General features: G+C 60.3%; 12 protein-coding genes and 1 pseudogene. 2 read left to right on the forward strand and 11 right to left on the reverse strand.

Going from position 1 to position 20986, the window contains the following annotated elements; all coding sequences use genetic code 11:
* Positions 1 to 51: 51 nt before the first annotated feature.
* The 3 genes from P9230_RS21900 to P9230_RS21910 form a co-directional block, all read right to left on the reverse strand.
* Complete coding sequence (locus P9230_RS21900; RefSeq protein WP_278055639.1) at positions 52 to 819, reverse strand: ATP-binding cassette domain-containing protein; 768 nt, start codon at positions 817 to 819, stop codon at positions 52 to 54.
* Positions 816 to 1715: an ABC transporter permease gene (locus tag P9230_RS21905; protein WP_278055641.1), complete on the reverse strand. Its 900-nt coding sequence runs from the start codon at positions 1713 to 1715 to the stop codon at positions 816 to 818. The genes P9230_RS21900 and P9230_RS21905 overlap by 4 nt, the downstream gene beginning before the upstream one ends.
* 162 nt (positions 1716 to 1877) lie before the next feature.
* Complete coding sequence (locus P9230_RS21910; protein WP_278055643.1) at positions 1878 to 2885, reverse strand: sugar ABC transporter substrate-binding protein; 1008 nt, start codon at positions 2883 to 2885, stop codon at positions 1878 to 1880.
* A gap of 186 nt (positions 2886 to 3071) precedes the next feature.
* On the opposite strand from P9230_RS21910, the gene P9230_RS21915 reads away from it, so the two are divergent.
* Positions 3072 to 4121, forward strand: a complete 1050-nt coding sequence (locus tag P9230_RS21915; RefSeq protein WP_278055644.1) for a LacI family DNA-binding transcriptional regulator — start codon at positions 3072 to 3074, stop codon at positions 4119 to 4121.
* 529 nt (positions 4122 to 4650) lie between these two features.
* Here P9230_RS21915 and P9230_RS21920 read toward each other — a convergent pair.
* From P9230_RS21920 to P9230_RS21950, 7 genes and pseudogenes are all read right to left on the reverse strand, one after another.
* The gene (locus P9230_RS21920; RefSeq protein ID WP_278055645.1) at positions 4651 to 7083 is read right to left on the reverse strand and encodes an AAA family ATPase; all 2433 of its coding nucleotides are present in this window, start codon (positions 7081 to 7083) and stop codon (positions 4651 to 4653) included.
* On the reverse strand, positions 7080 to 7679 hold the full coding sequence (locus P9230_RS21925; RefSeq protein ID WP_278055647.1) for a hypothetical protein: 600 nt from the start codon (positions 7677 to 7679) through the stop codon (positions 7080 to 7082). Before P9230_RS21925 ends, P9230_RS21920 begins: the two co-directional genes overlap by 4 nt.
* Complete coding sequence (locus tag P9230_RS21930) at positions 7676 to 9430, reverse strand: SIR2 family protein (protein WP_278055649.1); 1755 nt, start codon at positions 9428 to 9430, stop codon at positions 7676 to 7678. The genes P9230_RS21925 and P9230_RS21930 overlap by 4 nt, the downstream gene beginning before the upstream one ends.
* A gap of 433 nt (positions 9431 to 9863) precedes the next feature.
* On the reverse strand, positions 9864 to 11024 hold the full coding sequence (locus P9230_RS21935) for a hypothetical protein (RefSeq protein WP_278055650.1): 1161 nt from the start codon (positions 11022 to 11024) through the stop codon (positions 9864 to 9866).
* A 188-nt stretch (positions 11025 to 11212) separates the two neighbouring features.
* Complete coding sequence (locus tag P9230_RS21940; RefSeq protein ID WP_336618919.1) at positions 11213 to 12679, reverse strand: helicase-related protein; 1467 nt, start codon at positions 12677 to 12679, stop codon at positions 11213 to 11215.
* Positions 12674 to 13411, reverse strand: a pseudogene (locus P9230_RS21945) (BREX system ATP-binding domain-containing protein); the annotation flags it as partial. The pseudogene P9230_RS21945 and the gene P9230_RS21940, both read right to left, overlap by 6 nt.
* Positions 13408 to 15765 carry a TerB N-terminal domain-containing protein gene (locus P9230_RS21950; RefSeq protein WP_336618917.1) on the reverse strand — a complete coding sequence of 786 codons (2358 nt, stop codon included), beginning with the start codon at positions 15763 to 15765 and terminating at the stop codon, positions 13408 to 13410. The gene P9230_RS21950 and the pseudogene P9230_RS21945, both read right to left, overlap by 4 nt.
* Before the next feature lie 302 nt (positions 15766 to 16067).
* Here P9230_RS21950 and P9230_RS21955 point away from each other — a divergent pair, with 302 nt between their 5' ends.
* Positions 16068 to 19466: a TM0106 family RecB-like putative nuclease gene (locus P9230_RS21955; RefSeq protein ID WP_278055654.1), complete on the forward strand. Its 3399-nt coding sequence runs from the start codon at positions 16068 to 16070 to the stop codon at positions 19464 to 19466.
* A gap of 113 nt (positions 19467 to 19579) precedes the next feature.
* Here P9230_RS21955 and P9230_RS21960 read toward each other — a convergent pair whose 3' ends face one another.
* Positions 19580 to 20986, reverse strand: a complete 1407-nt coding sequence (locus P9230_RS21960) for an exonuclease domain-containing protein (protein WP_278055655.1) — start codon at positions 20984 to 20986, stop codon at positions 19580 to 19582.

Genomic DNA, 20986 nt, shown 5'->3' on the forward strand with positions numbered 1-20986 from the left:
GCATATTCCCCTGGCCATCCTCTCAATGTTCCAGATCCTTGCTGGCCGCGCTTAATGCCGGCGCGGCTCCTCGTTGCCTCGGATGAGCGCGGAGACGTGTTCGGGATCCGCCTCGTCGATCCCGAAGGCGGCGATCGACCTGCCGTTGCGAAGCACGACGATGTCGTCGGCGACTGGCCGCACGTGGTGCACGTTGTGGGTGATGAAGATTACGGAAATCCCGCGGTCCCGGACCGCCCGGATCGTGTCCAGGACCTGCTCCTGCTGACGGACGGAAAGCGCGGCGGTCGGCTCGTCCAGGATGATCAGCTTCGCGCTGAAGTGGATCGCGCAACTGATGGCGATGCTCTGTCTCTGGCCACCGGAAAGTTCGCTGATACGATCATCGGCGCTACGCAGCCGAAGCCCCATCGAGATAGCGGCCTGTTCAGTTTCGCGCCGCATTTTTGCGTGATCCAGACGTTTGAACGGCCCCCAGCCCTTGGTCACGGAGTCCTCGCGCCCAAGAAACATGTTCCTGGCGATGCTCAGCTCGTCGACGAGGGCAAGGTTCTGGAACAGCGTCGCCACGCCTGCGTCCTGGGCGGCTTGCGGCGAACGGAAGTCGATCGGGCGGCCCTCCCAGTGGAGGCTGCCACGATCTGGCGAAACCACTCCGCTCAGCATGCTGATTAGGGTGGACTTCCCGGCGCCGTTGTCGCCCAGAAGGGCAAGCACCTTGCCCTTGCCGACAGCGAAGGAAACGTCCTTGACTGCCTCGATATGTCCGTAGCTTTTTGCGACGTTGCGAACGTCGAGGAGTACCTCCGCCGAGTTCATGAGCGGCTCCTCTTCTCGATCGCCCGGTTGATAAGAACTGCGGAAACAAGCAGCGCGCCGAGCAGTGCCTGGTAGACTGCCGGCGGCATGTTTATCAGGGCAAGCCCTTGCCGGATCATCGCGATCGTCAAGCACCCGAGCAGGGTCCCAAGCACGCTGCCGACACCGCCGCGAAGGCTGCTGCCGCCGATGACGGCCGCGGCGATGGCTTCGAGTTCCAGGCCGGAGCCGCGGTTGGCGTCGACGGTTCCAAAACGGCCGAGTTGGACAAGCCCGGAGAAGCAGGCCAAAACCGCTGTCATCACGAACAGGGTCAGTTTCAACTGGTTTATAGGCACGCCCTTCAACCGGGCGGCGGCGACATTGCCTCCGGTGGCATATATCCAGTTGCCAAACTTGGTGTTGGTCAGGACCCAGTGCGCGATCAGGAGAACGACGAGCGACCACAGAAGCCCCATGCTGAGGCCGTTCGCGAAACGCTGGGACATCCACGTCAGGACGGCTGAATCGGCGGGCGCCGAAACAGGATATCCGCCCGAGATCAGATAGACCATGGCGCGCCAGAACATGAGGCCGCCGAGCGTCACTATGAACGACGGTATGGACGCATAGAGCACAAGCGTGCCGTGCAGCAGGCCGATAAGAACTGCGCTTGCCAGCGCGCCGCATAGGGCGACGGGAACGCTCACGCCCGCGACCGACGTCAGGAACGCAGCGATAATAGACGTCAGCGCAAGCACCGACCCGATGGAGAGGTCGAATTCTCCGGCGATCATCAGCAGTGTCACGCCCGCGGCCCCGATCCCGAGCTGAGCCGCCACGATGGCCACTGAAGTCAGCGATTCCGCCGAGCTGAAATGAGGCGCCACCGTCAGGAAGATGACGAAGACGACCAAGGCGGAAATGGCCGCACCTACCCAAGGCGTTTGCGAGATCAAGCGGCGGAATTTGTGGCCAGGCCGCGGCCCGACATCGGGTGCGACAGCCGTCGTCTTCAACGTTTGCATACTTTCCTCCGAATTGAAGGGTGAGCGGGGAGCGCGCTCACCCTTCTCGCCTCACCGATAGCCGGCGGCGACGTTCGCCTTGACGGTCGCGACATTGTCCTTGTCGATGATGGCCGGACCAGTCAGCACGTCTTGGGCGAGCGTAAACCCGTACTTCTTGTTCAGATAGAGGAACTCGACCGCCAGGTAGCCCTGAAGGTACTGCTGCTGGTCGATTGTGCCGAGAATCTGGCCCTTCTCGATCGCATTGATGACGTCGTTCGACATGTCGTAGGAAAAGAGGGTGACGCTGTCGATCTTTCCGGCCTCCTGAAGCACCTTCATGATCTCGATGGTGTAGGTTGGATCCACGACGAAGACGGAAGAGATGTCGGGGTTGGCGGTCAGGTAGGCGCGGAACTGCTCGGCGGCCTGGGTCGGACTGTCGGGCGGCACCACGATGGTGTCGGCCTTGAGGCCGGCCTTGTTGTAGGTGTCCGTGAAGCCTTCGCAGCGCGCCACCAGGCCTGACTGGCCCGCGTTGGTATTCACGCAGATGCCCGACGTCGGCTTCTTGTGGCTGAGAATGTACTCCGCAGCCCTTTCGCCGCCCAGTCTTTCGTCGCCGCCGATGTAGAACAGGTAAGGGATACGCTCACCGACCGGACGGGTATCGCCCACGTTCATGGCGATGATCGGAATCCCCTTTTCAGTCGCGCGCTTCAGGCTCGCTTGGACGCCCTTGGCGTCGGGGAGGGAAACGATGAGACCATCGGGCTCGGCGGCGATGGCGCGGTCGATCTTCTCCGACTGCTGGGCCGAATTCGGTGGCGAGTTTTCCTGAAGGCTGACGACTTTGACGCCGTACTTGTCGGCGGCGTCGTGCATTCCCTTGTTGAGAACGTTCCAGAAAGGATGGCCGAGCCAGGCGTGGCTCGCCTCGTAGAACACTAGCTGCTTGTCCTCGGCGTTGGCCGCCGAAGTTGTTGAGGTGAGCGAAAACGCGGCCGTCAGGACGACTGGCAGGACGGCAAGCAAGCTGCGGACACGCGACGTCCGGCTATCACGCTGGTTTTTCATCGTTTTTCCCTCTAGCGGTTGAACCTTTGAGGTCCGCGGCCGTCTTTAGCTGTCTCTGCAGCGGCCTCTTGTGTATCGATACACAACCACCTGTCGGTGTCAACAGAATATTGATATATCGTTGAACCGCACTCTCAGACGATGAAATCAGTTGCCCTGATCGAAATGGTGTGTGCAGGAGGCGGCATGGGAAGAGTCACGATCCAGGACGTAGCAAGGACGGCTGGCGTATCCGCCACCAGCATCTCAAATTTCTTCAACAACCGCCTTCATCACATGCGCCCAGAGACGAAGGAGCGGATAGAGCAGGCGATCAAACAGTTGGGCTATGTTCCAAGCCACGCGGCACTTCAGTTGAAGACCGGCAAGACACCGATGATCGGCCTGCTCGTCCCGACTGTGGCGAACGCGTTCTTCGGAGAGCTTGCGGTGGCCATGGAGCAGGCCGCAAAGGAACAGGGATTCCGGATTATCCTTTGCAACACGTTGCAGGATGCCTCGAACGAGCGGGATTTTTGGGTCGGCCTATCTGCGCTGGGCGTGCGTGGGGTAATTTGCTCGTCAGCCCTGGTGACGAACGACGAACTGGCCGGCTACGTGAAGATGGGTCTCTGCGTTGTCGCCGTCGACGAAAAGCAGTTGGACCAGCTTCCTCCGTCTGTGGATTTCGTGTCGATCGATCACCGGAAGGCGATCCGCCTTGCTGTCGACCACCTGGTGATGCTGGGGCACCGCCGCATCGCCTACATAGCCGATTTCAGCACGACGACCTTCAGCCGCAGATCCAAGGCCGAAGGCTTCCTGGAGGCCGTGGCTAGCCATGGACTTGAAGACTGCCATCTGGTGATGCCTGACGCATCAGAAGGCGTTCCCAGGTTCTCCGGCAAGGAACTGGCGGAACTGGGAAGAGCGGGCGTGAACACCATTCTTCTCGAACATCCGAAATCGACCGCTATAGTGACCTTCAACGACATGACCGCGCTCGGAGCGATCGAGGCGTTGAAAGAGCGCCAAATCTCGGTTCCCGACCAGATTTCCGTGGTTGGTATCGACGGCATCAGCGTCGGCGAATTGCTCGCGCCCACGATTACGTCCGTGCGGCAGCCGCTGGAGCTGAGCGCCAGAGAGGCGATAGGCTGCATCACTGAACAGCTTGAGGGCGGGCGCAAGGTTCGCAAGGATGTCTCGATCGAACCTCAACTTCTAGTTCGGAAGTCTTCGGGGCCGCCGCCATGACCTGTTCAGCATGAAGCCGCCTTTGTGCGATCTCTGTCGTCAAGTTCGGGTTCAATGCGGCCGGTTGCGCGATGCAACAGGCTGACGGTGCCCTTGTCATATCCCTGTCAAGGGCGCTCTCGGTGTCGGCAAAGATCACGCTCGCACACAGGCCTGTGAAGCACCTTGCAGGTACTGCTGGCCACAGCCATGGTTGCAATCGCGGTAACGAAGCCTGATCTTGAGCAGTTCCACATTGCCCTTAATGCGACTTTCGAAGCACGAAGCGTGAACATGGAGTAGCGGCTTATGTGTTTCGAAGCCAGCAGCTGTGGCTTAGTTCGGTGACGGGCAACCACTGTGAAGGTTGGGGCCGAGAACGGATGGCAGCATGGGGTCGAGCGGCCGTTCCTTCGTCGACCTCGAGTTGGCGCCGCGACGTTCGTTGGGCACTGGCTGCAGCGTCGGGTCGGCCGCATTTCGCCGGAGCAAGGCGTCCGCGGTTTGCGCTTCCAACGTGCGAGCGGTTATAAGTTTTCGCTGCAGTCTGCTACGCCGCCACAGCGTCCACCAAGTAGGTGACTAGGTCAGGCACGATTCGGGTGGATTCTCCCGCTGTCCGACGAAGCTCAAGCGCCAGAAGACGGTCCTTCTCAAATGCGGGACTTAGCTCCAATTTCAGGTAGTCGAAGAGCGTCCGTTCATGCACGGCTATGACTACTTTCGTACCGTGTGCGCGGGAAATCGTTCTCAGCAAAGCCGCGAACTGTGCAATGTGGACCTCGTCCATATTCTGCACCGGATCATCCAGTACCAGCCATGGCAATCTCGTACCGACCGAGAAATGCAACGCGAGGAACAGCGTCAGCGCGGCGGTGTTCAGATTTCCAGCACTGAGCATGGAGCCCGGCGTGCCTCCCTTTTTGCCGTTGCGGTGCACAGTCTCGAGCTTGGCAAAATCCTTAGAATCCGTTTCGGGAACCTTGAATGCAGGCACGAATGGTTCAGTCGGAGCAAGCCGGATGAACAGGTCGCGCCACAACTTGTTGAGCGAGTCGTTGAACACACGCCGCACGATCGACGTTCGGGCACTTTGAGCGGTCTCCCCTAGTATCTTTGCCTGCGCCTTGAGCTTCTCAAGCTCGGCAACAGCCGCCTTCAGTATGACAAGCGTGTCGCGTGCCTTTGAGAGCTCGCCCGAAACAATTGCACGACGTTGATCGATGGATAGAACCGTCTGCAATGATTGCAACGCAACCGACTTTTGCGACTGCAACGCGTTTAGGCGCGTCACATTGGCCTGAACTTGCTCGACCAACGATTTAAGCATTGAGTCGAATGGCTCGTTGGCCAAGTCTTGGCGCGCCAGTTCGTCGGCAATGCGAATAAGCGAGTTGCGTAGATCAGACGCCGAGCGATCTCGCTCTCGGAAACTGGCAAGCCGCCCGCGTAATGACGCCTCGTGCGTAAGCAGCGCCGTGCCGCTCGCGGCCGAAGTGGCCAAGCGGTCCAACGCTACCTTCGCCTCCGACATATTCGCTTGCACCATTATCATGGAAGCTCTGGCATCGTCCGCGATTCGTTGCGATTTCAGCGAGCCAAGTTCGCGACGCAGCTGCGCCAACCGACCACCGGAGGACGACTTTTCGTTCGACAGTTCCGACAGTTTTCCTGCGTCCGCGGTCAACTGCGCGATGGTTTTTTGCAAGTGAACCGAAAGAGGCTCGGTGGGCGATATCTGTGAAAAATCGCGGCCACAAACCGGGCAGTCCTCGGTGTGGACGTGCGGAAGGAGCGCGGCGAGCGCACCCGCAAAGTCACCGGCGTCCTTCGCGACACCCGCCAGCTGACTGTCAATAAGCTGACCGCGCGCCTCTTCCTTCGAGACCGACTCGTTCAGTTCATCTTCGCGTTTTCCGGCGGCGTCGTCCCTATCGAGCAGGCCTTTGATGCGAGTCAATTCGTTAGCGACACGCTGACCGGCAGTCTCGGCCGCCGATGCCGGATCGGTTGACGACCAAGATGGCAAATCCGGGAACGTGGCGCGGAGGGATACGATTACTTCTTCGAGTTGGAAGCCAGTCGAGGCGCGCCAACCATCGGCTGCCTGGACAGCGGCAAGTTCTGCGGCCTCCACGTCGGTCCGCTCGCTGGCCTCCGCATCCTTTGGCAACTTCGCCCAGGCGCTATCGAGCGACCGTAGCTCCGTAAGGCGACGCGTTGCCTCGACAAGACCATTGTCACTCGAAAGAGCTCGAAGACGATCGCCCACGGTTCCGAAGTCAAAAGTATCCGGCGTCTCGCCCGGAAAGAGTGCCGCGAGGGCAACGTTCATTGGGGCAAGAGCTGTTGCCCGGCTTTGGTTCAGCTCGGAAAGCTCTGAGGTGAGCTGAACGATGTCCTGGGCCGTCCGCTCGATCCTCGTCTCGAAGGCCCGGTACTCCGGAACGAGCGTTTTGGTTCGGCTTTTGTGACCAGCATCATGCAGACCGTCTACCAGCGCATCTAGCTGGTTTAATCCAAGCAAATCCTTGACGAACTGCGTAAGCGCGCTTTCGCCATCTTCGACCTTAGACTTTTGGTAGATGTCAAGCAGTCGCCCAAGCATCGACTGGGCCAGATAGCATCGCTCGGCGAAAAACTTCCGATCGCGTGCATCCAGATACGGAGTTCCGGTTAAAACGCCGCCCCCGATGACAAAATTGCCAACCGCCGGCGTCGGCGCGTGTCGTCCCGTGAGGGCGACCTTAGCCTCGCTCGCGCCCTCATGAACGATATGACGAGCAAAGTTCGTGTCGTCGTCGCGCATCGACCTGATGTCGCCGGTAAGGGCCAACTCAAGCGCGGAGAGCAAACTAGTCTTTCCGGTCCCGTTAGGCCCGTGGATCAGAATAATCGGAGCGTCGAGCTGAACGGTGACCGTTCCCGCGATACTGCGGAAATCAGTGACAGATAGCTGGAGGGCATCATCGAGATTGCTCATTCGTCCTCGCCGAGCTTCTTCGCCGCAATCGCGAAAGGAACGGTGAGCCTCCGCTTCAATTCCTGCTGGACAGCCTTAGGGCCCCGCGGCGAAACCTGCAGCACGACGTCCGCGAGCGAATGATCCAGAGTCGTTGGCAGAAGCTTCTTTATTTCGCCAATCGGATCGGCCGCGATCCCCGATTGTGGGGCGATCGGCAGCGGCAATAGAACCGAAAGCCAGTCTTCGAGCACTTCGTCGTCCTTGGTTCCCGTAGGTGTGCCTACTGGCAGAACGCGGCAAACGCGAGCGATCGACTCTAGCGTGTTTTCATCAGGCCGCGGTCCTGTCAGAATCGCCGTTACCGGACGACGCGAGCCTACCACATCCATTGCGCGGCCGAGACCGCCGATCTTCTGGCGCGTTCGCTGAATCTCCTCGTTGATCGTGTCGATAATTACGACCAAGTCAGGATTCTTGTCCTTGCCGATCAACACCGCGGCGAAGTCGAATGGGACATTGCCGATCTTGATCGGTGTGGGGACGCGCCGAAAGGCATTCGATGCTTCTAGGATCGAAACGATCCGCTCGACAGGCGCTTGTGTCGATAAGCTCACAGCGTTGCCTCCTCTTTCAGGCGCGCCAGCAAATGGTCAGCGCCGGTGGCATTCTCCACGAGACTCTTGAAGCTGAATTCACGGCACCCCGACGGGGCATCATCCTTACCTGCCCGACCGTAGGTCGCCGACGGGTTTGTCTGGCGGCGAGGGACTGGCGCGGAGCAAACGGCGACGATCGTGTTCGTGTCACTCTCGTCTAGAACGCCCTCGCCGACTAGCTTCGATACTGTTTCATTGTTTGAAACCACGAAGACCTTCTGCGGGGCAACCGACGCAGGCGTCGAAATGGAGAAGCTTCCAACATCTGGACCACCGACAGGCTGCGTTAGAGTCCATCCCTCAACTGCCGTTCCTAGCCCGACTGCTCCCACAAACATCGCCAGCTCCGGCATGCCGGAGTTCTGAAGATTGGGATCGTTCCCCATTTGGCCAATTGGAACGGTGCCAACAGGCCCATATACCCTGTTGACGAGAGCATGGTTGTCGCCTCTAAACATCGCGAGATTGCGTGTGATGCCCGCGACAAGCCCGTTGACGAAATTGCGCTTGTCGTCACTGCTATCGCCCGCTAACGCGGCGATCAGATCACGTATCTCCATCGCGCCGTCGGCGATTCTCTTCCGCTCTGGCGCGAGGAGCAACGGTGCGTTGGCAAGGCGAATGAAACTAGCCAACTTCTGACTGAGCACGCTTAATACCAGCGCGGACAGGAGTGGCTTGCCATACGCGGGTATTTTCGCGCCTTTCTCGATTTCCTCTTGATGATTGTCGTAGTCGTCCTGATAGACGCTCTTGATCATCGTACCCTGCTCAGCGCCCAATTCGTCGCCGGCAAAAACATAAGCAGGAGGATGAGCGGGCCACGCGCGTTTCAGCATCGCGCGCCCGGCCGAGAAAATATCCTTGATGTTAGAGTCTTGCGCTGACAGCCCGATCATGAGCGTGCGATACGTTACGCTCATGCCGTCGAGTTGATTTTTCATCAGCGCGAACTTCGGGTCGTTCGGCCAGTCCGTGATTTGCTGATCTCTTCCCACGATGTACTCGCGGTACAGCTCCTCGCTTTGCTTAGCACGAACCGCGCAGCCATGAAACTTGTGAAGGTGCGTCCTGCCGTTTGCGCCGGGAATATCATCGGCCCGCACCATGATGGCGACGATATCCTGATTTCCGTTTGTAATAGACGCAGCGGCCTTTTCCACCAACCCATCCCAATTCGCCGACGCCACCTTCGGAATGACTCCTTCAAGTGCAAGCACCGCAATCGCAATATGCTCGCAGTCGGGCTCAAGATTGTCGTTGGCGTAGGTGTTACGAACATCCACGATGTCCCACACCAAGTGATCCGACCGTTTCCCTGCGATCCGCAGGTCCAGAAGCAGCGCATATTTTCCGACCAATCGGTCGACGATGGTGTCAACATTAGGCCACTGCGCGGGCTCAACAGATTGATCGACCCCGACCTTTTCCGCAGTAGTGAGCGCGTAGTCCAAGGCCTTGCTAAGTGCCCGCTTGAACGGACCGTCATCAGCTTCTGCGCGCGCTTCTTTCGACAGGTAGTCGAGGACGCGTCGCGCCACGATGCGCAGATCGGGCACGCGCTCGCGAGATATTCCGGAACCAAGCCAGAGGGCATATTCGCCCTTGGCAACGCCTTCGGCCACCTCGTGAAACTCACCATCCAGTAGTTTCAACGTGTCCAAGACAGAAATATTCGCAGCAGTCTTTTTCTTTATGGCGCTCGACATGAAAGTGCCCCCCGACACATACGATTTCACTCTACTTAAAATACGCGAGCCGGAGCTTGCAAGGCTGGTAAGCGAATAGAGTTATCCGTTCGCCTTACCCAAATTCATCGGACAAAACAAGAACGATCAACCGAAGGCTACCCATTAACCATTCGCCAAGGCTTGTTAATGACCGGACACAGGTCTCCATTTTTACTGAACGAAACGCAACTACCGAGCTAGCGCGGCATTACGGCGCATGACGTCGGTGGCTTTTCTCAATAGTCGACGACTTACTTCGTGCAATATCTAACATCTGCACTTGCCCGATCAAGCGCCATCGACGTCGACTTCAACCGACCAGAATGCCTTTCTGAGCGTCTGTCGCTCAGCGCACAGCTGGCTTTATCAGTGCGGTATGAGGGGTGGGCCAGCGATGGTGTGCAATGGGTATTTACAGTGAGTGCGCGGCCAAATTCATTCCTCCACTAAATCGCGAAGCGCCGATCGGATGCGCGGCCGAAGTGCGTTTACAAACGCGTTTGTCCGCTCCTGAAGCCAGTTCAGGGCCCGTGCCCGGTCTTCTGGATTCTCCAGGTCCTGCACGGGTGTAGTCCTGAGCAATGATTGGCCTGTCGCCCGCAAAATCGATCGTCACCCCTGGACCCAATTCCGCAGCCAACTCCTCTGCCTGAGGGGCCAGGGCCTTCGACGCGCGCTCGCCCACAGAGTTACGGTTGGAAGATAGGTCCAGACCGACGCGGTTGGCGCGCATATCACGGTAGACCGTCAACCAACTCGAACCACCGGGCGCTCCGAACTTGAAGACGATATGGCCGCCAAGGGCAGGTGGCGGCCGCATCTGATCCGGATCGTCGAGATGGAGTCCCGACAGGAAATCTTGCCAGAAGCTCTGCCTGATGGCGTTGCGCCGCTCCCGCCCGGCTCTTCTTTCCGATGTCTCGACGGGACCAGAGGATTCCTCTTCTTCGTCCTCAGACAGAGCGAGGCCATCCGGCAGGGCGATAACGCTCCTCACAATTGTCTGCGTCTTCGCGAGAACACGCGCCACGACGATCCGAGTCCCGTCTGCCAGCTCGTAGATCGGCATTTCGACGAGGCCCAACGTAAAATGAAGGCCGGAATGGCCTTGTAGATACTCCGCGATCGTCTCTACCCCGACGCGAATACCATCACCTACAATCAGGAGCAGGAACCGTCCTCGCCTCAGGTTCAGTGTCAGCGCATCATTGAAGCTGATCTCGTCCACATCGTTTCCTGCTGCCCGCACCAGATCGAGGAGGACATTTCCTTCTCTGCCTACTCTTCGGCTGGTCTCGCGTTGCAGGTCGGATGAGGTCCACAGCGCTAGTTCCTTCGCATAGTCGAGAATCTGCCCAACTACCTCCCGCCTGCCTTCTGGGTTGCGCCAAAGCTTGCACTCAGCGAGCACTGGCAGGCCTGTAGGCGTGACCATGAAGTTGTCGATTGGACCAGCCGGCGTCGAAAGCTCTCGGCAAATGGGTACCGGATTAGCGAATAACGGATCGATCTCGGCGATGGGCAGGCAGGATGGAAAGCGATGAATGAGGTCCTGGATCGCCGCCTCGGTCACGCCATGTCCCCCTCGGCCAAGCTCGAGGAGCCTTGCAGTCACTACCGAAGCTCCATCGCCGGAGATAACCAGAGGCGTTGAATGCTGCCTCGCCATGCGTCATTCCTCCTGTTTAGGGTGCGGCTGAACCGCATTTGCCCGGCGGTCCGATTGCCTCGCTTTGCAACAATTTCTTCTCCAAGCACCGCTTAGCCTCGCGGATTGAGTAGTTCGGTCGCGACAGCGCCGATCTCTTTCCCTATGTTCGCGCGCGCCTTGGCCCACAGCCTTCTCAAGAGTGGTTCAGGGACCATACCGTCGAACCTCGCTGTCTCGAGGTTCTCGACGAACTCCGAAATGGACTGAATATCCGGTGGGCGTTCAGCTACTTGACGAAGGACCGCCTCGGCTTCTGAAGGCGTAGTCTCCAGAACTGTCACGCCGACGTCGTGCACCGCGCATTCAAGGCCCGCCGAAACCAACGTGAAGGCGAGAACTGCATTGGCTTCGGTACCTCTCCAGGTCAGGATGTGCGTATCCTTCCCCGCCGGCAGGAATCTGGTCCGCTGCAGCCCGAGCTCCAGATAGGCTTCCCTCCCCTGCCCCAGGAAGTCGGCGGCGGCCATGTCGAGATAGGCTGGAACGTCGTCACCTTCCAGGACCGCTCGCATCTCGGACGAAAGCCTGTCGTGTACAGGTTCGCTCATCACGTTGTCGAACTGAGGAATCTTTCCGGACCGATGCCGCTCGACCTCGAGCACCTTGCTGCGGTCGTCCACCGATGCGATGCGCCAGCGCTGCCCGGCGAACGCGATTACCACTCCAACGGCGACCGGGTTCGAGATCGGGATGGCGCCAAGCGTCCGCCCGCCGCAGACGATCCGCCACTCCTCGTCCGTCGAAAACACGGCGTAGAAGTCGCGGCCAGCCGTAAGCCGCTCCCCGATTTCGCCGAGCATGACCGTACCATCCGGCGCCTGCTCCAGCAGCCGGTTGTCTGCCGAAGCCATGCCGCGCAGCAGCTCGATGTAATCGTCCTTTCCCAACACGGAAAGCGGGCCAGCCGAGCATATCGTCTCGAAAAGACGATCAGCGCGTAGTCCGCCCTCCTGAGCGATCAAGGAAACAGTCTGGTGAAGCGCGACGGTCGCAACGGCGTCGACGATGGATGGTGGTTCCACGAACTTGGCGACGAGCAGGCGCACCGCGGCAACGGCACGCACCGTCTCCAGTCTCAGGTGGTCGAGTGGGTCGGAATCCTGTCCAAGATTTCGTTCTCGCACATACACGCGAAGGATTGCAGGAACGCCGCGCCGCCGGCCACTGCGCCCCAGACGTTGGCGAAGCGACGCGAGCGACCGCGGCGCCCCAACCTGGGCCACGGACTTGATGGATCCGATATCGATGCCGAGTTCCAGCGTCGTCGTCGCGACCTCTGTCGTGGGTAGGTTGGACTGCTTCAGCCTGTCTTCGAGCTCCTCCCGCAATTCCTTCGAGAGGCTGCCATGATGGGGAAAGAACTCGTTCGGAACACCGCCATTTTCGGATCGCGTCCGCAGCCTGTCTGCCAGGGCCTCCACGCGCCTGCGCGACCCGGCGAATACAAGGTTGTTCGCTCCGCGAAGCGTCGCGAACATATGGTCGGCGATGAGGTCGAGCGCGACTGGCTTCACCATTTCGTCGAAGACGACGAACAGCCCGGCGTATCCTGCAAGCTTCACGAACGCTGCCAGCAGCTTGAGGGAATCATAGAGGTTGTCGTCATCGATGATGTTTCGGACGCCAAGCGCCTGGCGCGCCTCCGTCTTCGTGGAGTATTCCCCGCGCAGCCACCGGAGGGCCGAGGCCTTGAGAACCTCGTCGCCCTCTTCGCTTCCTTTCCAGTACGCCTTCAGGACCGTCGCGTAGTCATAGCCGCCGACGTGTTCCTGCAGGTGCGCGAGACGCTGGTCGATGATGCTCTCGACCGGCACGCCCGCTTGTCCCGCCTCCTGGATGCAGTCCGTCACGAAGCGCTCGACCACGCTCGGCAGTGCGCCGCCGTCGGGCCGGGTCCGCGTCGCCATGTTCCGGACGGCTTCGGCATAGAGTCCCCTCGCCTGGCCTGCCGTCGCATGAATCCTGCGGTCGGGCGCAAGGTCGGCGTGGATCGTGACGCATTTGCGCTCGAGTGCGACCAGGCGCACGAGGTTCAGGAAGAAGGTCTTGCCGGCACCGTATTCGCCGATCACGAAACGGATCGCCGCGCCACCGTCGCAGATGCGGTCGATATCCCGGACCAACGCTCCCACCTCGGCGGCACGGCCGACCTGCACATGACGAAGTCCCGTCTTGGGGACGACTCCGGCGGCGAGCGCCTGCAGAATGGCGTCGCGATCGCGCGTCTTGATAGTCGTCACGGTCGTCATGCTTCCACCCTCGCTTGCTGCAGCTTGTCCCTGAGATGCTCGCCGACTGAAACGCGCTCGTCGCTATCGACTATAGGTTCGTCGAACCTGTCGAAACCCCATTCGTTTATCGTTTCGATCGCTCCGTCGGGCAACAGCCGAAGCTTCCGTGCCTCGTCTTCGAACTCTTGCCGGTCAAGTTCGCCGCTCTCGGCCAGAAGGCTCAGCAATTTGGCGTGAGCGCCATCGAGACCGGCGAACTTCCCTTCCGCAGCTACAGGTTCCCTGATTTGAGGGGGAGAGGCTGGCGGCTCCTCTTCGATGAAGATGCCCGCGAGAAGCTCCGACACGGCCGTGGTCTCCGATTTGATCCGCTCCAGGCGACCGCGATCTATCCTGACACCGCCCGAGGGAGGTGCAGGAGGCTGCGCCGGGATCGGAATGCCGATCGCACGCGTCTCCGGAGCGACGGCGACGGGCTCGTCCAGCGCGACCGACCCGCGATGGAGGGCGGAATACAGATCCTCCACCGGGTAGCCGAGCGCCTTGTACAGCCGCTCGAGGAACTTCACCTCGTCAGGGGCCGCGTGGCCATCCGCCAGGACGGCCGACGTGGCCGATCGGACGGCGCTGGCGCGGGCATCCGCACCGATGCTGCCCAATTTCTTGATGGCGGATTGCTGCGCCGCCGGGTCCCTGAGAAGCGTGCTGGCGTACGCCATCAGCCTGCCGCGCTCGACGCCTCCCACGCCTGGAAACGAACGGATGTCCGCCTTGATCGATTCGAATTCGCTGGGCTCGACCTTTCCATCGGAAACGGCCGCCAGTGCCGCCACCTCTACCATCGCCCTGGCGGCAGCATAGGCGGAGAACTCGCCGTCCACGGGAGCCCCTTCCTTCGCCTTGAACAGCAGAATGTAGCCGTCGGCTTCCAAGCCGCGCGAGCCGTACCTGCGGTCCGGCTCGAAGCCAACATCCAGCTTGTCCATCAAGGCGCCGATCTGGTTGCATAGGACTGCGCCGAGTTTTCCCTTGGGCGGGATTTCCATTCCCAGGGCTTGCGCCAGCCGCGTCACCTTGACCCCGGCGATCCTGTGATCGCCAAAAAGATCGTCAACGCGCTTGAGCGCTGCGGCTCCGGTCCTCGAGCCGGACATCAGAATCTCCTTGGGCAAGAGGAAAGCGGCCTCAACGGTATCCTTGGCCTCAGGTTTCTTTCCAAGAAGACGGCTGTAAGCGGCAAGCTCGTCTGTACACGCGTTGAGAAGGTCTCTCAGTCCATCGATTGGCGCGGAAAGGGCAGCGACGTCGGGAAGCGGTCCGAGCTCGCTATCCGACAGGTCCACCCTGCCCCCGAAGCCTCCGCTCGCCGCCCGGTATTCGACTTTGATCTTCGTCCTCGGCGAATTGACCTTCAGCCCGTCCGGATACCGCGACGCGAACCGCACATGCCAGAGTTCGGCGAGTTCCTCGAAGCATCTAGCTGCAGGCTTACGGAGCTGCGTGTCCGGAAGGGACAATACCCACAGAAGCGCATCAGTGCTGTCGAAAGGAAGCTTGGAACCTAGCTTTCGTCCGAGATGCAGCCTTACGGACAACGGCATCTCGTAGCCGCTCCTCAAATCTGGCGAGAGTGCCGGCCGGGAGATATCCGGGTTCGCCATCAAATCCGCCACGTCCAGGAACTTCGAAACGTAGCCCTTGAAGGAGTAGTTCTCGCCATGGAGCGCAAGAAGGCGCCGGACCTCCGCTGCCATCGCCGGCGCCTCGTTCCTGGCCTCGTCGACGAAGAGACGACGTTCGAGGCCATAGAAGAATATGAAGACGTAGCCTATGCCGATCGAAGGATCGTTCCTGCTTCCTGCAAGCCATTCGAGATACGTCCGGCGCGCCCCGGGGGAGATCGATTGGTATGATGGCCAGTAGGGCAACGTCCTGCCTTCGGGATCACCTCTTACGGAGCCGACGTGGCATGTTGGATCAACCAGGCAGTTCTCGGCACCGGATTTTCCGGCGAAGGACGCGCCGAGATAGAACATGCCCGAGTTGATTGAGACTCCCGCCACCCGAACGCTTTCTCCGGAAGCTATCCATTTTGCCGGAGCCTTCGACTGACGACCGCTATCGCCTGCGAGCATGCTGGGCGTGACCGGGCGCCGCTCCCACTGATTGCTTCCTTCGGTGAAACGCCCGCCAGGATGAGATCGCGGGTCCTGCCAAGGCTGCTGCGGCGACGCAATCCGTTCGCTCGTCGGCGCAGACCGGTCCTGCACAGATCGGTGTGAGCGCTGCGGCGCCTCTTCTGCGAGACTTTGCTTGCGTCCTAGATAGATCAGCCACGCAACCAACGCCGCGCCGATCAGGAACCATTCCATAGTCGTCCCCCCGGACCCTCAGGATATTCCGTTGACATCATGGCATGGTCTGCGGGTATCGGACAATCTTCGAACAAAGATTGCCGCCCACAGCAAACAACTTCGATGACGAAGAGCACCTTCCTTGGTCATCGCCGCTAAAGAGAGCCGGACAATAGGGTTGCGTGGCGGCCATGCGAGCACCACTCATCCCATTATCTTGCGGCGCCGGGTGCCGCTAGACGGCGAAAGTTCTCCCGCAGAGTTTATTAACGGCAGCGAATGGAAATAGGCTGCGGCAGCAGAAATGGGGGGACACTGGTATGCAGGTAGTTGCGGGCGAACTGCGCCTTAGTGCGAGCGACTTGGTAGGGCATCTAAGTTGCCATCATCTGAGCGTTCTTGACCGAGCTGTCGCACAGGGACAGCTCGTAAAGCCAATCTACTGGGACCCGCAGCTGGAGGTCCTCCGGGAGCGCGGAGCCGTGCATGAACGGAACTTCGTGCAGCATTTGACCGACAGCGGATTGGAGACAACGCGGATCGACGGCGTCGATATCTCTGACACGGCCGTTGCAGCGACCCTCCAGTCGATGGCATCCGGCACCGAGGTCATCGTGCAAGGCGCATTGCGTCATGGCCGCTGGGGCGGCCGGGCCGACGTCCTGCGGCGTGTCGAGAAGCCAAGCAATCTCGGCGCCTGGTCGTATGAGGCGCTCGATACGAAGCTCGCACGGGAGACGAAGGCCGGAACGGTGCTTCAGCTCTGCCTCTATTCGGACCTGCTGGATCACGCGCAAGGCCTTGCGCCGGATCATATGCATGTAGTCGCCCCTTGGTCCGACTTCATGCCGCAGACGTTCCGCTTCGCCGACTACGCAGCCTACTATCGGCAGGTGAAGCGTCGCTTCGAGCAGTCGCTGGAGCAAGAGAATGCTCCGGCCACGTATCCCGACCCGACCCCGCACTGCGACGTTTGCCGCTGGCATGACACTTGCGATCGCAAGAGGCGGGAGGACGACCACCCCTGCCTGATTGCCGGCGTGACGAAAGTCCAGATCAACGAATTCGCGCAGCACGGCGCCTCGACGATGGCTGGCATCGCAGCGCTCGCCCTTCCCTTTCCCTGGCGTCCTGAACGCGGGTCGGTCGGCTCGTATGGTCGTGTGCGGGAACAGGCGCGCATACAGGTCGAGGCGCGGGAAACCGGGGCGCGAAGATTCGAGATGCTTGAGATCGAACCCGGGTTCGGGCTCGCACGTCTGCCTGAACCTTCCGCCGGCGACATCTTCCTGGACCTCGAAGGAGATCCATTCGTGGGAGAGCACGGCCTCGAATACCTCTTTGGCTACCTGTTCAACGACGGTCAGGGCCAAAGCGTTTACCGCGGCGAATGGGCGTTAAGCCGCGCCGAAGAAAGGCAAGCGTTCGAGCGGTTCGTCGATTTCGTCATGGCGCGCTGGGAGACGTATCCGGACCTGCACATCTACCATTACGCGCCCTATGAGCAGGCAGCCCTCGAGCGCTTGATGGGAAAGTACGGCACGCGAGAAGACGAAATCGACCGGATGCTGCGCGCGGAGCTCTTCGTCGACCTCTATTCAGTCGTTCGGCATGCCGTTCGTGCCAGCGTCGAGAGTTACTCCATCAAGCGTCTCGAACCTTTCTATGGCTTCGCAAGGCAGGTGTCGCTGCCGGACGCGAACAGCGCGCTCACGAACTTCCAGGCCAATCTCGAGCTCGGCGACGTCGCATCCGTCAGCGAAGCGACCCTCGAGACAGTGCGCGGCTACAATGAAGACGACTGCCTCTCGACGGCCGCCCTCCGCTCATGGCTCGAGGATCGGCGGGCAGAATTCATCGCCGCCGGCGTGGATGTCCCACGGCCCGCAGGCGGTGATGATGGTGCCCCGAACGAGAACGTCGCTGCCTGGCTTGCGCGCATCGCTCCCGTTATCGAGCAGCTTCTGCAAGGCATCCCCGACGATCCTGCCGATCGCTCGGAAGAGCAGCAGGCGCGTTGGTTGCTGGCCAATCTGCTGGATTGGCATCGGCGGGAACTCAAGGCTGCATGGTGGGAGCTCTTTCGCCTTGCTGCGGTGTCCGCCGAAGAGTTGCTCGACGAGCGGGCGGGGCTGTCAGGCCTTACATTCGTCGGGGAAGCCGGCGGAACGGCTCGCGCGCCCATCCATCGCTACAGTTACCCAAAGCAGGAGACCTCACTTCGCGGCGGCGAAGACCTCCGCAATTGCGGCGGCGACAAGTTCGGAAAGGTTGAAGCTATTTCGCTTGAAGAACGGACCGTCGATATCAAGAAGCGCCAGGACACCGCCACCGTTCATCCTGAAGCAGTTTTCGCGCATAAAGTCGTCGGCGCCGAGGTCATTGCGGAGGCTCTCCTCCGCATCGGAGAACATGTCGTGGCGAACGGAGTTGAAGGCCCCGGCCCGTACCAGGCGGCGCGAGATTTGCTGTTAAGGCGCCCGCCTCCCATCGGTGACCACTCTGTGAGGGAGGCAGGAGAGAGCACGCTTGATGCCGCGTTACGACTGGCGGAGCATCTCGGCGAAGGCGTCCTCCCCGTGCAGGGACCGCCGGGCGCTGGGAAGACCTTTACAGCAGCGCGAATGATCTGCGCCCTCGTCCGACAGGGCAAGACAGTCGGGATCACCGCGAACAGCCACAAGGTCATCCGGAACCTCATCGACAAGGTCATTGAGGAAGCGGACAGTCTCGGCGTCGATCTCCAGTGCTGTCACAAGGCCGATGAAGAAGACGAACAACAGCATCGGCTGACGTTTGCCCGCCGGAGTGAAGACCTAATCGCGGCCATGGGCCACGACGTGAACGTTGGCGGTGGGACGGCCTGGCTCTGGTCTCGTCCCGACGCATTTGAAGGGGTCGATGTGATCTTCGTCGACGAGGCGGCACAGATGGCCCTCCCCAACGTGCTCGCCGTCTCGCAGGCAGCGAAGACGCTTGTCCTCGTGGGTGATCCTCAGCAGCTCGACCAGCCGATCCAGGGCAGCCACCCTGACGGGTGCGACGTATCCGCCCTCCACCACATCCTCGATGGCGCCCAAACCATCCCGCCAGATCGCGGCCTGTTCCTCGACGAAACATGGCGGCTTCACCCCGACATCTGCGGTTTCACGTCCGAGCTCTTCTACGCAGGGGAACTCCATCCGCGCGAAGGGCTAGGGAGCCAGTTAATCGGTGGCGAGACACCCATGTCCGGCGCCGGCCTCCGATGGATGCCCGTTGCGCACAATGGCAACCAGAGCAATTCGCCGGAAGAAGCTGAGGCGATCGCGGACCTGGTGAACGAAGTCATTGCGGCGGGCGTTAGCTGGACGGATCGCGAAGGGGCCAGTCGCCCGTTGACTCTCGATGACATCCTCATAATCGCGCCTTTCAATGCGCAGGTTTTTGAGATCCAGAAGCGCCTGCCAGGTGCCCGGGTCGGTACGGTGGACAAGTTTCAGGGGCAGGAGGCGCCGATCGCCATTTATTCCACCGCGACCTCAAGTCCCGCCGACGCGCCGCGCGGCATGGAGTTCCTGTACAGTCTCAACCGTTTGAATGTGGCAACGTCCCGGGCGAAATGCGTATGCGTTCTGGTGTCGTCGCCTATGCTTTTCCAAGCCGAGTGCCGAACACCTCGCCAGATGCAGCTTGCCAATGCGCTTTGCCGCTACCTAGAGCTCGCAAGGCCAATTTGACCTCGTCGCAACTAGGCGGGAGAGATTGCATGGGCATTATTAGCGTCGGTACATATGGCTGAGGCTCGGACCAGCACCTAGTGACTGAGCAGAATAGCGGTATGGTTGTAAATCTACGCCGCGACGGACGCTAGACTGTCACGCCAGCCGACAAGGTGGGCCCGATGGGACTGGAGATGTGCCAAATCGCCAGGGCCTGCGAGGGCAATCATGGAGTCAGCGAGTTCTATCGCCGCCGGCAGCGTCAGCCACGGGCAAGGCGCCTCAAGGCCAAGTACCCGATTACGATGGCGGACTGCGTGAAAGGCTCGCCGCTCGGTGCTCAGTGCACCGGGACTTTCCAAGTAAATCAATTCTTCGCCAAGAAAACAAAGCCGTCCGTCCTGAAGCGCGGATAGGATTGCGTAGCGTTTCTCCCACGGAGCAGCGTGGAACTGCTCCAGTACGGCGACATCATTATCGGCCGTAAAGGCGTCGAATATCTGCTGCTCGACATGGGGCGATGGCGGGTAGATCGGCAGAGACGCATCTCTCGCAGCCACCAGCCTGGCGGTCAGACCGGGATCATCGCGCAGGCGTCGCACTCTGAGCTCCAACTCCGCATCATCTAGTGCCCGCGCCTCGGTGCCCGCTGGTGCGTCTTCAACAGCGAACAGGACCGGGCAGCCATTCACCTTGAGCTTCTTTACCGGGCGCGGGAGGGTGGCAAGCCGCTCGACAAGCTCTTCGTCCGAGAGCGCGGCAAACTCTGCAGGATCGAACTGGAGATCAAAGGCGTAATGAATATTCCTGTCGCGAACTGATATCCCGATCCGGGTCACGAGCCACGTGTAGGCCTTGCCCTTGTAGAACTCCGCCAGCCCGAAAATCTGTTCGTCGTGTATATGCTGAAGAACTGCCGATTTCTGCGCGAAGCGCATAAAGTCGTTCCAGACTGCGGGCGCCTCGTTCATGAGAATGCGCGCGACATGCAGGGTCGCGTCAAGATCTGCACGGGCATTGTGAGCGTTGAGATTGTTGTATCCGTTGGCACGGGCGAGGTCGCCAAGCTTGAACACAGGCGCTCCGTAGTCACCGGTATTGAGCCGTAGAGCACCCGGCGCAAGGAGGTGGGCAGCGCGCGCGAGCTTCAGAAGATCGGTTCGCGAATTGCCGTCCATCACCGTCAGGTAGGGGCGATGCAGCGTCTTGTAGAAGGCGGCGCGCAGGATATTTTCATCCAGCCCGAGATTGTTGAAACCCATGAACATCGATCTGCCCCAGCCGCGAAGCCGGGAGTTGATCGACTGCATCATCTGGTAGTGCGACGGCAGTGACGGGTCGGTCAGGTGGGAGGGCTTGAGGCCGTTGACCTTCATGGCCTCCGGACTTGGCACGACGTGAGGTAATAGCCGGCTCTGGAGCTGGAACTCGTCGACGATATGCAGATCATGGTCGGTCTTGATCGCGGCGAACTGCAATATCTGATCGAACTGCCAGTTCGTCCCGGTCGTCTCGGTGTCGTAGAATACGAAGGCCAT

This window comes from Mesorhizobium sp. WSM4887, assembly GCF_029625865.1.
Classification (GTDB): domain Bacteria; phylum Pseudomonadota; class Alphaproteobacteria; order Rhizobiales; family Rhizobiaceae; genus Mesorhizobium.